At 40.5% G+C, this 13208-nt stretch carries 11 protein-coding genes and 1 other annotated feature; of the genes, 2 read left to right on the top strand and 9 right to left on the bottom strand.

Annotation, left to right across the window (positions count from 1 at the left end):
- Nucleotides 1-109 precede the first annotated feature (109 nt).
- The gene (locus tag HMPREF1210_RS00265; protein ID WP_016426571.1) at nucleotides 110-1399 is read left to right on the top strand and encodes an NAD(P)/FAD-dependent oxidoreductase; all 1290 of its coding nucleotides are present in this window, start codon (nucleotides 110-112) and stop codon (nucleotides 1397-1399) included.
- A gap of 197 nt (nucleotides 1400-1596) precedes the next feature.
- Here the strand turns inward: HMPREF1210_RS00265 and HMPREF1210_RS00260 are convergent, their stop codons facing one another.
- Nucleotides 1597-2694: a low specificity L-threonine aldolase gene (locus HMPREF1210_RS00260; protein WP_016426570.1), complete on the bottom strand. Its 1098-nt coding sequence runs from the start codon at nucleotides 2692-2694 to the stop codon at nucleotides 1597-1599.
- A gap of 168 nt (nucleotides 2695-2862) precedes the next feature.
- Here HMPREF1210_RS00260 and HMPREF1210_RS00255 point away from each other — a divergent pair, with 168 nt between their 5' ends.
- Nucleotides 2863-3234 (top strand): VOC family protein, encoded by a 372-nt coding sequence (locus HMPREF1210_RS00255; RefSeq protein ID WP_016426569.1) that lies wholly within the window; start codon nucleotides 2863-2865, stop codon nucleotides 3232-3234.
- A gap of 103 nt (nucleotides 3235-3337) precedes the next feature.
- Here HMPREF1210_RS00255 and HMPREF1210_RS18170 read toward each other — a convergent pair whose 3' ends face one another.
- From HMPREF1210_RS18170 to HMPREF1210_RS00220, 8 genes are all read right to left on the bottom strand, one after another.
- Entirely contained in the window at nucleotides 3338-3505 is a 168-nt protein-coding gene (locus HMPREF1210_RS18170; RefSeq protein WP_016426568.1) for a hypothetical protein, read from the bottom strand.
- A complete protein-coding gene (gene leuS, locus HMPREF1210_RS00250) occupies nucleotides 3505-5919 on the bottom strand; it encodes a leucine--tRNA ligase (RefSeq protein ID WP_016426567.1) in 2415 nt (804 codons plus the stop codon). The genes HMPREF1210_RS18170 and leuS overlap by 1 nt, the downstream gene beginning before the upstream one ends.
- A gap of 305 nt (nucleotides 5920-6224) precedes the next feature.
- Nucleotides 6225-6444, bottom strand: a binding site (T-box leader).
- A gap of 44 nt (nucleotides 6445-6488) precedes the next feature.
- Nucleotides 6489-7256 (bottom strand): 3-hydroxybutyrate dehydrogenase, encoded by a 768-nt coding sequence (locus HMPREF1210_RS00245; protein ID WP_036659257.1) that lies wholly within the window; start codon nucleotides 7254-7256, stop codon nucleotides 6489-6491.
- Nucleotides 7257-7303: 47 nt separating this feature from the next.
- A complete protein-coding gene (locus tag HMPREF1210_RS00240; protein WP_016426565.1) occupies nucleotides 7304-8644 on the bottom strand; it encodes a GntP family permease in 1341 nt (446 codons plus the stop codon).
- A 34-nt stretch (nucleotides 8645-8678) separates the two neighbouring features.
- A complete protein-coding gene (locus HMPREF1210_RS00235; RefSeq protein ID WP_016426564.1) occupies nucleotides 8679-9341 on the bottom strand; it encodes a 3-oxoacid CoA-transferase subunit B in 663 nt (220 codons plus the stop codon).
- 20 nt (nucleotides 9342-9361) lie between these two features.
- Entirely contained in the window at nucleotides 9362-10051 is a 690-nt protein-coding gene (locus HMPREF1210_RS00230) for a CoA transferase subunit A (RefSeq protein ID WP_016426563.1), read from the bottom strand.
- A gap of 234 nt (nucleotides 10052-10285) precedes the next feature.
- Entirely contained in the window at nucleotides 10286-11629 is a 1344-nt protein-coding gene (locus HMPREF1210_RS00225; protein WP_016426562.1) for a sigma-54-dependent Fis family transcriptional regulator, read from the bottom strand.
- 249 nt (nucleotides 11630-11878) lie between these two features.
- Nucleotides 11879-13069, bottom strand: coding sequence for an MFS transporter (locus HMPREF1210_RS00220; protein ID WP_016426561.1), 1191 nt, complete (start codon nucleotides 13067-13069; stop codon nucleotides 11879-11881).
- Nucleotides 13070-13208: the final 139 nt, after the last annotated feature.

The following is a 13208-nucleotide window of genomic DNA, read 5'->3' as shown; positions in this document are numbered from 1 at the left end:
TTAACTTCCTGACCTCTAAATTTTAAAACCTACAGGATATTTTACCCCTCGAACATGAAAACCACAAATGGTTTATAATAAAGAAAAAAGAAGAAAGTGTGTTTATCCCATGTATGATGTAATAATTGTCGGAGGCGGTCCCTCTGGATTAATGGCGGCCATTGCTGCTGGTGAAATTGGCAAGAAAGTATTACTTCTTGAAAAAGGAACGAAACTTGGAAAAAAATTAGCGATATCTGGCGGTGGACGTTGCAACGTTACGAACCGATTATCCCAGGAAGAAATTGTGAAGCACATACCCGGTAATGGACGGTTCCTGTATAGTCCTTTCTCGGTTTTCAATAATGAAGACATCATTACTTTCTTTGAAGGTCTTGGTGTTGAGCTGAAAGAAGAAGATCATGGGCGCATGTTCCCTGTTTCCAATAGGGCTCAGGATGTTGTCGATACTTTAGTACGCCAATTGGAAAAGTTGCGTGTAGAAGTACTATTCGAAAGACCCGTTGCGAAACTTTTGATGAACGAAGATAAAATTCTTGGCGTCCGTCTGAAAAGTGGACAAGAAATCTTAAGTAAAGCCGTTGTACTTGCTGTCGGAGGAAAAGCTGTCCCTCAAACAGGGTCGACTGGCGACGGTTACCCATGGGCACAGCGTGCAGGACATACAGTCACCACCTTATACCCAACTGAAGTACCGTTGTTGTCTGATGAAAAATTCATTCGCTCAAAAGAATTGCAAGGACTCGCACTTCGTGATGTAGCGGTCTCTGTCTTGAATAAAAAAGGAAAAGTGTTGATTACCCATCAAATGGACATGTTATTTACACATTTCGGTTTAAGCGGTCCCGCTATTTTACGTTGCAGTCAATTTGTCGTCAAAGAACGCATGAAAAACGGGGAATCCCCTGTTGATATGGTTATCGATTCCTTGCCGCAAGAAAATGCGGAGTCAGCTTTCCAGATGCTGGTCAAGTTGATGAAAGAAGATGCCAAGAAATCAGTGAAAAATGTTTGGAAAGGCGTTGCGCCTGAACGTTGGCTGTTGTTTTTATTAAATCGAGCTGGCATCGAATCGAATGAAATCGGTGCTAACCTGTCCAATGAAAAAGTTCGAGCTTTGGCCAGCTTGTTGAAATCATTTACGATGAAAGTAAATGGCACTCAACCTATCGAAAAAGCGTTCGTTACCGGTGGCGGTGTTTCAGTAAAAGAAATTGATCCGAAGACGATGGCTTCCAAGAAAAAGCCTGGTCTGTATTTCTGCGGTGAAATTTTGGATATTCACGGCTATACTGGCGGGTATAACATTACCTCTGCTCTCGTTACCGGGAAAATTGCTGGCATGAGCGCTGCGCAATACGCAAAAACGATTCCATACGTACCGGTTGAATATAAATAATCATTCCACAACTAACGAAAAACGGAGCGAAGTGATCCAGTCACTTTGCTCCGTTTTTTAATTACTTCTCACTTATTTTTGTTGGCTCATGCGGAACATGCGGCCAGCGCAAACGTACGGTTCTAAACCCTAGTAAGATATAAGAATCAAAAAAGGAAAGAGGCAAGTGATTTTGTCACTTCCCCCTTTCCATAACATTATTGCGTAATCTCTCGCATCTTCTTATCCAGCAGTTGAAATGCGTGCTTTAATTCACTTTTTGGTACACTCTCATACAAGTCACCAATGCTCAATTCAAAATTACATCTTTCATCTGATGTTTCTCTTAAATACCTGGTTAAACCAATACCTGTTTCAATGTGTATTTCTGCCAACAAATGTTCCATGGTTTCCTTTGCGCCACCAAAATAGACGTGGAACATATTAGAAACAGGCTTCAATGGTAATGTTTCCACTCCATGACATGAGTTGAAAAGTCCGGCAAGTTCCTTTGCATCCTCATAATATTGCCCCATTTTCTCTGATCTTTGATCAAAATAATGATCGGCACTGATGATATATGGGTACAGACTGATTAAATCTCCCCCATGACGTCGTTTCCAAATCTTTGATTCTTGCGCAAAGTCTTGATCACCGGCCAGAATAGCCCCCGCAATTCCACCTATCCCTTTATAAACGGAGATATATACGCTATCAAATAAACTACAGATCTCAGTTGCAGTTTTTTGATAATAAGGAAGTATTTCAAGAAGTCGTGCCCCATCTAAATGCAACATGATTCCTTTCTCACGACAATGACTGGATATTTTTTCGAGTGTTTCATACGTCGGTAATTGACCGCCTATTTCACGCTGAGGCAATTCCAGCAATAGACAAGCTATTTCCTCGTCCATAGTTAGCACATCATTCAGTTCAATTACCCTGTTCTTGTCCGCCAACAACACCGTTTCGATGTGGTGCAATTCCTTCAAGCCATCATGCTCATGAATTTCCAGATGGCTTAATGGATGATAAGCCACTTTTCTCTGGCCTTTTTTGTCGCACCAGATACGCAATGCGATTTGCTGTGCCATTGTGCCACTTGGAAAGAAGACAGCTGTTTCTTTACCTAAATACGCTGCCATCTTGGCTTGAAAAGCTTCAATTATTTCGCCTCTTCCGTACATATCGCTCACTGTCTGGCCATCGAAAGAGTCGAATGCCTCTTTCAATATTTGAATATTTCTTGTACCGTGTCCATCAATTTGATATTTAGTTTGTTTAAAAGAATCCATTAGAAGATTAGTTTGGCTCATTGTTTTATCCTCCCATTCTTTCTACGTATCTATTTAGTATAGCACTTGAGCATGGAATGTATGAGGAGCTGTCCACTTCACTTAAGATGAATGTTGTGTATTCCAAATGACACATCTATACTGAACTTATATAAAGCATGAATATTCAAAACTATAGGAGGAAGTAATATGAAACTAGGAGCATTTTCTGTAAGTTTAAGTGTAAAAGACATTAATAAATCAAAATCATTTTACGAAGATTTAGGGTTTGAAGTCTTCGGTGGGGACATTACTCAAAATTGGCTTATTATGAAGAACCAAGGTTGCGTAATAGGGCTGTTCCAAGAAATGTTCGAAAAGAACATTCTGACTTTTAATCCAGGATGGAATCAAAATGCCGAGAATCTTGATACGTTTACGGACATTCGAGAACTGCAGAATCAGCTTAAAGCAAAAGGAATTAAAATACTGACTGAAGCAGATACATCAAGCGTTGGACCAGCCAGTTTTACAATTGAAGATCCAGACGGTAATCCTATTCTCGTGGATCAACACGTATAAAGAACAGATAATGTGGGACAACTACTTTTTTCGGAACGATCGCAACTTCACCATCTAATCAACAAAAATAAACCCCAGTCATTTAAATGACTGGGGTTTTCGCTTATCCTGCAAAATATAGTGCAATGGCGAATGATATCAGTGAAATGATAAATACACTGAGTGCCATCCTTTTGTTGGATTTAGAAATTTCCGGGTGACGTAGAATCGTGAAAATCTTCCAAGAAAATGCGATGACGACAAGTATTAAGACAACATGTATCGGTTCCATTAGCCGACCACTATGTTCACAAGCTTACCAGGAATGGCAATGACTTTTTTGATTTCTTTTCCATCAAGAATTTCAATCACTTTTTCGTCTTGTAAAACCGCTTTTTCCAACTCATCTTTAGTGAAATCTTTACTAACGACCATTTTCGTGCGAACCTTACCATTGAATTGGATAGCCATTTCAATTTCGTTTTCCACTAGTTTGGATTCATCGAATGTCGGCCAAGCCACGTAAGAAATCGTTTCGCTGCCTCCAAGTTTTTCCCAAAGCTCTTCTGCCACGTGTGGTGCTACAGGAGCAAGTAGCTGAACGAATCCTTTTACATATTCAACAGGAATTTGTGGTGCTTTGTAAGCATCATTGATAAAGACCATCATTTGCGAAATCGCTGTGTTGAAACGGATTCCTTCGTAGTCTTCCGTCACTTTCTTCACTGTCTGATGATACACTTTTTCGAGTGTTCCATCATTTGACTCAACAATCTTACCGCTGATTGTACCATCTTCATTTACGAACAAGCGCCAGATGCGATCTAGGAATCGACGGGCACCGTCAAGTCCATTTTCTGACCACGCAATGGACGCGTCCAATGGCCCCATGAACATTTCGTATAAACGAAGAGTGTCTGCACCGTGGCTTTCCACGATATCGTCAGGATTCACGACATTCCCTTTTGATTTGGACATTTTCTCGTTATTTTCGCCCAAAATCATTCCTTGGTTGTAAAGTTTTTGGAATGGTTCTTTAGTTGGCACAACGCCAATATCATACAACACTTTATGCCAGAAACGAGCGTAAAGTAAGTGAAGAACCGCATGTTCAGCTCCACCGATATAAATATCGACAGGCAACCATTGTTTAATCAATTCTGGGTCTGCGATGGCTTGATCATTGTTTGGATCAATATAGCGCAGGTAATACCAGCAGCTACCTGCCCAGTTTGGCATTGTATTCGTCTCACGACGGCCTTTCATGCCCGTTTTCGGATCAACAACATTTACCCATTCGTCTATTTTAGCAAGTGGTGATTCACCTGTTCCACTTGGTTTAATATCATTAGATTTCGGTAAAATCAGTGGAAGTTCTGATTCATCAATAGCTGTTATTGAACCATCTTCCCAGTGAATTACAGGAATCGGCTCTCCCCAGTAACGTTGACGGCTGAATAACCAATCACGTAGGCGATATGTTACTTTCTTTTCGCCAGTTCCTTTTTCTTCAAACCAAGCAATCGCTTTTTCAATTGCTTCCGTTTTGTCCAGACCATTCAAGAAATCAGAGTTTACATGCTCGCCTTCTCCTGCATACGGTTCTTTTGAAATGTCTCCACCTGCAACGACTTCAACGATTGGAAGTTCAAACTGTTTGGCAAATTCATAGTCGCGTTCGTCATGTGCAGGAACAGCCATGATTGCGCCCGTACCATATGAAGCCAGTACATAGTCAGCAATCCAAATCGGCATTTTTTCTCCATTTACTGGATTAAGTGCATAAGCACCTGTAAACACACCTGTTTTGGATTTTGCTAAATCTGTACGCTCAAGGTCGCTTTTCAACTTCACAGATTCAATATATTTTTCTACCGCTTCACGTTGTTCGGCTACGGTAATATCTTTTACCAAAGCATGCTCGGGTGCTAGTACTGCATATGTTGCGCCAAAGATTGTATCCGGACGTGTAGTAAATGCACGGAATGAGTGCTCAGTGCAATCCACTTTGAATGTCAGTTCTGCTCCTTCTGAACGGCCAACCCAGTTACGTTGCATATCTTTAATGCTTTCTGGCCAATCCAGTTCATCCAAATCTTCGATTAAACGATCGGCATATGCTGTAATTTTCAGCATCCATTGCTTCATTGGACGTCTTTCAACAGGATGCCCTCCGCGTTCGGATTTCCCATCAATCACTTCTTCATTTGCAAGCACAGTTCCAAGTGCCGGGCACCAGTTCACTGCCACTTCATCCACATAAGCCAATCCTTTTTTATGTAGCTGAAGGAATATCCATTGCGTCCACTTGTAATAAGAAGGATCCGTTGTATTGATTTCACGTTCCCAATCATAAGAGAATCCAAGTTCCTGAATCTGACGTTTGAATGTTGCAATGTTTTTTGCCGTAAATTCAGCAGGGTCATTGCCTGTATCAAGAGCATATTGCTCTGCAGGCAAACCAAAAGCATCCCATCCCATTGGATGTAACACATTGTAACCTTGCATACGCTTGAATCGGCTCAAAATATCAGTTGCCGTATATCCTTCTGGATGACCTACATGCAGTCCTGCACCTGACGGAAAAGGAAACATATCCAAAGCATAAAACTTTGGTTTTGAAGAATCTTCCCCAGTTTTAAATGTTTTATTTTGATCCCAATACGTTTGCCACTTTTTTTCAATCTGTTGATGTTTAAAATTCATATCTTTTCCTCCTTAAAATAAAGGCTCTGTTAAACAATGCTGTTGATTTTCCGCAAAACAGCTACGCTTTCCTTGGGCGAGTGTCGAGCCTCCTCAGGCCAACAGGATGTTGGTCACGAAGGCGTTGCCACACGAGGTGGCGTTCCTAGCCTTCGTTCCTATATTCGCTTCTGCGGGGTCTCGACTGTCTCGCTTTCCCAAAGAAGTCTTCGCTGTTTTGCTCCATATCGCTTACCAGTAAAAAACAACAAAGAAATATAACATAGCCAAAATAAAAAAAACTCTCGTCCATTAGTCAAAAAAGACTAAGGGACGAGAGTTATACGCATACTCCCGCGGTACCACCCAAATTAGCAACAAATATTGCTCAACTTGTTTCCTTAACGCGGAAAACGGCACCGGTTACTATTACTTCACCACTGCAGACTCCAAGGCGAGTTCAATAACTTGTGATACCGACTTGCACCAACCGTCGGCTCTCTACAAAACACAACATTATTTACTGATCCTTTTCACAGTCTTACACTATTGTTTTTTATTGTAATCGAAGTTTTCAAAAAGCACAAGATTTATTGAACAGTATATCCGCCGTCCAGAACAACTGCCTGTCCAGTCATGCCTTTTGCCGATTCGCTGGATAAGAACATCGCTAAATCCGCGATTTCTTTTACATCCAGTAAACGTTTTTGTGGAACCAACGGATAAATAACTTCTTCAAGCACTGATTCAAGGGGCACATTGCGAGTTGTAGCCAAATCTTGCAACTGATTACGCACAAGTGGCGTGTCCACATAACCTGGGCAAATTGCATTTACGGTAATGCCGTCCACTGCTGTTTCAAGAGCTGTAACTTTCGTCAATCCAATCACGCCATGCTTGGCCGAGTTATAGGCTGATTTACCAGCAAACCCTACTAATCCGTTGATTGAGGCCATATTGATAATACGGCCGAAGCCTTGTTTGCGCATATGTGGCAATACATTTTTCGTGGCAATAAATGGAGCAGTGAGCATGATTTTTATAAGCAATTCAAAACGTGCAGTTGGGAAATCTTCCAACATGGCAACGTGTTGCATACCAGCATTGTTGATTAAAATATCAAGCTTGCCAAATTGTCTGATGGTTTCATCGATTGAAATGATAATTTCCTCTTCAACAGTTACGTCACATTTTAAGCCGATTGCACCTGAACCAAGTGAAGCCGCTGCTTCTTTTACTTTTTCTTCATTCAAATCAGTCAACACCACTTTGGCGCCAGCTTGTGCAAACTCTTGTGCTATTTGAAAACCGATTCCTTGTGCTGCACCAGTAATGAATAACACTTTATCTTTTACCATCATATTTCCCTCCAAAAAAATCAGCCGCACTAGGCGGCTGAGTTCATTTAATTAATTCCAAAACCAAACGAGAAAAGTATAATCGCAATTACTACACCGATTGCTGGTGTAACAACTGTAGTTGCAGCTACTGCCCAATATGCTTGGCTATATTTCTCACCACAAATGGAATGAATAGTTGTGACTACATAGCCATTGTGTGGCAATGAATCAAGCGCTCCAGATGAAATGGCCACAACACGGTGTAACGCTTCAGGGTTAACACCAGCATCCATATAACCTGGTGCTAATAATGGTAATGCTATAGCTTGCCCACCAGAAGCTGAACCAGTCATACCTGCAATTACTGATACCGCTACAGCTGCTCCGATTAAAGGAGAACCAGGAATGCTGGTCATTGCATCAACTGCTACCTGAAATGCAGGCACAGATTTTGCAACTCCACCGAAGCCTACAACCGCAGCCGTGTTACCAATAGCGATAATAGCACCTACAGTACCTGCAGAAACTGCTTCCCAAGGTGATTTAAAGTATTTCCAACTAACGATAAACGTTGCAATAATTCCACCCAGCAAGGCAACAATTAATGCGGAAGTTTTTAATTCATTGTGGAAAATGAACGAAATACCCAATACAACCAATAATGGAATCATAGATAGGAATGGATTTGGCAATGGACGGTTTACATCAAAAGTTGGATCCGTTTCACGATCTTCAAAACGTTCACCTTTATTGACTGCTTTCGTGATAAGTTTTTTCAACCACCAATAACCGAAAACTGCCATGAAAGCAGCTACAATTAAACTGACTTCCCAACCTGCAAACTGATCTGTCTTTAAATATGGAATTGGAATCCAGTTTTGAATTTCTGGAGAACCTGCAGAAGTCATTGTAAATGTGACAGATCCTAAAGCTAATGTCGCTGGAATAAAACGACGTGGTAAATCTGCTTGTTTAAATAAAGAGATAGCCATTGGATATACAGAGAATGCTACGACGAACAAACTAACACCGCCGTAAGTTAAAGCTGCACATGCAAGTACAATTGCAAGCACGGCAAACTTCATGCCTAATTTTGCTACAAACCATTTGGCAACTGAATCTGCAGCACCACTGTCTTCCATTACTTTTCCAAAAACAGCCCCAAGTAAGAACATTAGGTACCAAGCTAAAATGAATGATGTAAAACCTGTCATATAACTGGTAACAAAGTTTGCTGCTCCTTCTTCAACCAACTGAGGAAATAATGGCAGACCACTCATGACGGCAACGAATAATGCAGAAATGGGACCACCAATAAGAATATTTACACCTTTTAATGTTAAGAAAATGAGTAAAGCTAGTCCACCAAGGAGGCCGATCATACTTAATACAATACTAGTATCCATTAATAAATTTCCCCCGAAATTTTATTAAGACGTTTTAGAACTGGACGTTTTCTTTTACATTATCCACATTTAAAGAAGCTTCTGTAGAATCAATGACGTCTTGAACAGAGAACCCTTCAAAAACTTCTTTTAGAACCAATCCAGTTGGTGTTACTTCAATCAAAGCACGTTCTGTAATTATTTTATTTACTACGCCTTTACCGGTTAACGGGAGATCACATTGTTTCTTGATTTTGGCTGACCCATCTTTTGCAACATGGTCCATAATCACGATGATTTTCTTGGCACCATGAACTAAATCCATTGCGCCGCCCATGCCTTTAATCATTTTGCCTGGAATCATCCAGTTTGCTAAATCGCCAGTCTCTGAAACTTCCATACCACCTAAAATAGCAACGTCAACATGTCCACCACGAATCATGGCAAACGACTCAGCACTTGTGAAAAATGCAGAACCTGGAGTTGTTGTAACCGTTTCCTTTCCTGCGTTAATCAAGTCAGGATCAACTTCATTTTCTGTTGGATACGGTCCGATACCTAGTAATCCGTTTTCAGATTGTAAAACTACTGTTTTGTTAGGAGAAATATAGTTTGCAACCAAAGTTGGCATCCCAATTCCTAAGTTCACGTAGTTTCCGTCTTCAATTTCTTGTTCAGCTCGAATAGCTATACGATCCCTAACATTTACTTTTCCCATGCTGTTTGTCTCCTCCTGTCTTATGAACGAGTCGTTAAACGTTCAATCCGTTTTTCTTGTGATGCTTGCAGTAGTCCTTGTACATAGATGCTTGGTGTTTGAACTGTGTTCGGATCCAAATCACCTGTTTCAACAATTTCTTCCACTTCTGCAATGGTGAATTTTCCTGCAGCCGCCATCATCGGATTAAAGTTTTGCGCTGTTTTGTTATAAACAAGATTCCCAAACTTATCAGCTTTCGCAGCACGAACAAGTGCAAAGTCAGCTCGCAATGCTTCTTCAAGTACATATTCCTTACCGTCAAAATCACGAATTTCTTTTCCTTCAGCAATGGTTGTACCAACGCCTGCCGGAGTAAAGAATGCAGGAATGCCTGCACCGCCCGCACGAATTTTTTCAGCTAAAGTCCCTTGTGGCGTCAACTCCACTTCGATTTCGCCAGATAATACTTGGCGTTCAAATTCCTTGTTTTCACCAACATATGAACCGATCATCTTTTTTATTTGTTTATTTTTCAATAAAAGACCAAGTCCCCAATCATCAACTCCACAGTTATTCGAGATAACGGTTAAATCGGTTACTCCTTTATCAACAAGAGCAAGAATCAATTTTTCGGGTATTCCAACCAGTCCAAAACCACCGACCATTAATGTCGCCCCATTTTGAATTTGTTGTACAGCCTCTTCTGCAGAAGAATAGATTGGCTTCATGTGTTTTCCTCCTTACAAGAATTCATATAATTAATTGTATAAAAGCGCTTTCATAGCTATTAAAACAGATGCAGAATTTTCACGCAATAGAACTTGTGACAACAAATTGTCGAAACCCCTCGTCCTCAAGTCCGAAATTTCGGACTATTTAGAAGTCTATTTAATATGAATAGAGATTTTGTCGAAATTAGTAGTCTTATTTTTCGGATTTACGTCCGTTTATTCGGAATTAGGTCATAAGTTATATTTTTTTATTTTTTCATAAAGTGTCGAACGACTCAGTCCTAATTGTTTGGCTATTATCCTTTTATCCTTTTCATCTTGCAATGCATGTTGAATCATCATTTTTTCAAGATCTTCTATTGCATCCTGCAAGTTGACGAACTGAGTTACGGGTTTTTTTCGAACTTGTTTCAATTGTTCCGGTAATGCAGTTGGTTCTATTATCTCGTGCTCGGCTAAATAAACTGCCGCTTGAATGACATTTTGCAATTCGCGAACATTGCCGGGCCAATGGTAGTTTTGTAAATACTCTCTTGTTCGGCTCGACAGGACAAGTCTGCGTTTACCAGCCTTTAATATGTATTGCTGCAGAAAGGTATTAGCCAGTTCTGTGAAATCTTCCATTCGCTCACGTAACGGGGGAATACGTAGCGTAATGGCTTGTATTCGATAATATAAATCTTCTCGGAATTTGCCTTGTTCAATTAAATGTTCCAAAGGACGATTGGTTGCTGCAAGTATTCTAACGTTTACCTGTTTCGTCATATTAGAGCCAATGGGTTCAATTTCACCTTCCTGTATAGCGCGTAATAGCTTCGCTTGAATGGTCAGTGGCATTGCACCAATTTCATCAAGAAACAAGGTGCCATTATCGGCAAGTTCAAAGCGTCCTTTTCGATGATGCTTTTCGGGCTCTATATTGGCACCAAAAATCTCCAATTCCAATAAATCCTCTGGGATTGCTGCACAATTAATTTTCACAAAGGGAAATTCGGCACGCTCCGATCGTTCATGGATACTTTGAGCGAATAGTTCTTTTCCCGTCCCACTTTCGCCTTCTATCAGTACGGACAAATCACTTGGGGCAATCATTTGTATTGTTTCTTTGATCGAACGAATCGCTTTCGAACTACCTTTGATATCTTCAAGACGATATAATTTGTTCGGTGCTTCATGCGAAGTCATGTTAATTTTGTCCATGGTAGTCCTAACGTGTGAACTAAGCTTTTTCCAATCGTTCATATCCCGAAAAACAACGCTTCCAAAAGCACCGACAATTTCTCCATCCACTATTAAAGGTACGCGATTAGCCAGCATATATGTCCCTTTTATGTAATGAGGAGATGCTTGGTGTGCCATTCCGGATTTAATAACTTCGTGCATTTTTGTATTTTCGATTACTTCATCCACAGGTTTTCCGATGGCTTGATCTCGTGGCACCTCTAAAAACTGGCAATAGTCTTCGTTGATATAAAGGATTCGTGAATTTTTATCTACCACGACAAACCATTGAAATGCGTTCTCCAAAATTTGTGCAAGAACAGACTCCGGTAATTGTTGTAATACTGACTTCATTTTACTCACCCTAACTTTGCGATTCGTTCCATTCTATTTTCCCAAAGAATACGCAATTATGCAAAAAAGCGAAGAGCCTAAGTAGGCTCTTCACTTTCTTTTCTTAAGGTTAAATTTAAATTTCCTATTGTTATCATAGATTTCATGATAGATGTAAATGCAATCTCTTTGGAGCAACTAACCAATTTCCTCCTAATTTGCACTCTTACTACACATGCCATCATGCAACAGAAAAGTACATGTTAATTCTTATTCAACATCTACTGCATTCTTTAACATTGCTTTTTTAAGTGGACGATCATAGTAAAGGCTTGGGATGATAGCCAATGCCATGAATGACGTCAAGATTAAAAACATAGCTGTCATACCATACTGATCGACCAGGACTCCACCTACAAAAGGACCCAGCATTCTTCCAACAGTCGCAGTACTGTTAACAATTCCCTGATAGAACCCTTCCCTGCCCTTAGGCGCCAGCTGACTTGCTAAAGTCGGCACAGCGGGCCACACAAACATCTCCCCAATGGTCAATATCACCATCGCTGTTACGAACATCGAAAATACTTGTGCATATCCAACGACGATAAATGAAATCATCATGATGACAATACCTAAAACCAGCTGAGCTTTTATACGGTGTTCAAGTCTTTTGACAATCGGTTGAATGATTGGCTGGGCAGCTAAAATGAGCAAGCCGTTAATTGTCCATAGCAAACTGTAATGCTTCAGTGTCAGACCCAGCTCCTGAGTATACGTAGCAATAGTTGACTGCCATTGCACATACACTAGCCAACATATTAAATAGCCGCTAGTGACGATAAGCAAGGCATAAAACGGTGCTTTGTTTCGTATCTTTTTCCCTTCATTAATGACGGAAGTATGCATATTCGGCGAAATATTAAACTTTCGATAGCCAAAAAACACAATGAAAAAGAACACAAGATACATGCCTAAATTCGCGATGAAAATATAATCAAAACTGGCATCCGCGATAATTCCAGCTACTGCCGGACCGATAGCTACACCCAAATTTTGTGCAAGATAGATCGCATTGAACGCTTTCCTCCCACCTTCCGGCCAGGCAGTTCCGACCATCGCATACATACTTGGAAAGACAATACCTCCACTGAATCCTATAATCGTCAGGAACCACACATAATGCGGCCAACCGTGCCATAGAGTTAACCCGATCAGACCAATTATAGTAATGACAATTCCAAGCATGATGGATTTATACCCACCAATACGGTCAAACAAATAACCACCGAGTAAATTACCGAAGATTCCTGCACCTGCATTCGCCATTAAAACCAACCCTGCCACTGACAGACTTTTTCCTAAATGTTCATGTAAATATATAGTATTTAAGGGCCATAAAAACGAGCTACCCGTGACATTGACGAGCATACCTATTATTAAAAGCCATACACTTCTAGGCATGACAATTCCTCCATTATTTCGAAATCCTAAATAATTGTAGTCTTTTTTGGGCAATCCAACAAGATGTCTCAAATAATACAAGTATTCTGCTTTTTGGGCGCATGGGTTTTCTAAGAGAAACATGATAAAATACCCTTTT

This window comes from Paenisporosarcina sp. HGH0030, from assembly GCF_000411295.1.
GTDB lineage: Bacteria > Bacillota > Bacilli > Bacillales_A > Planococcaceae > Paenisporosarcina.
This window is presented reverse-complemented; position numbering and strand designations above follow the sequence as displayed.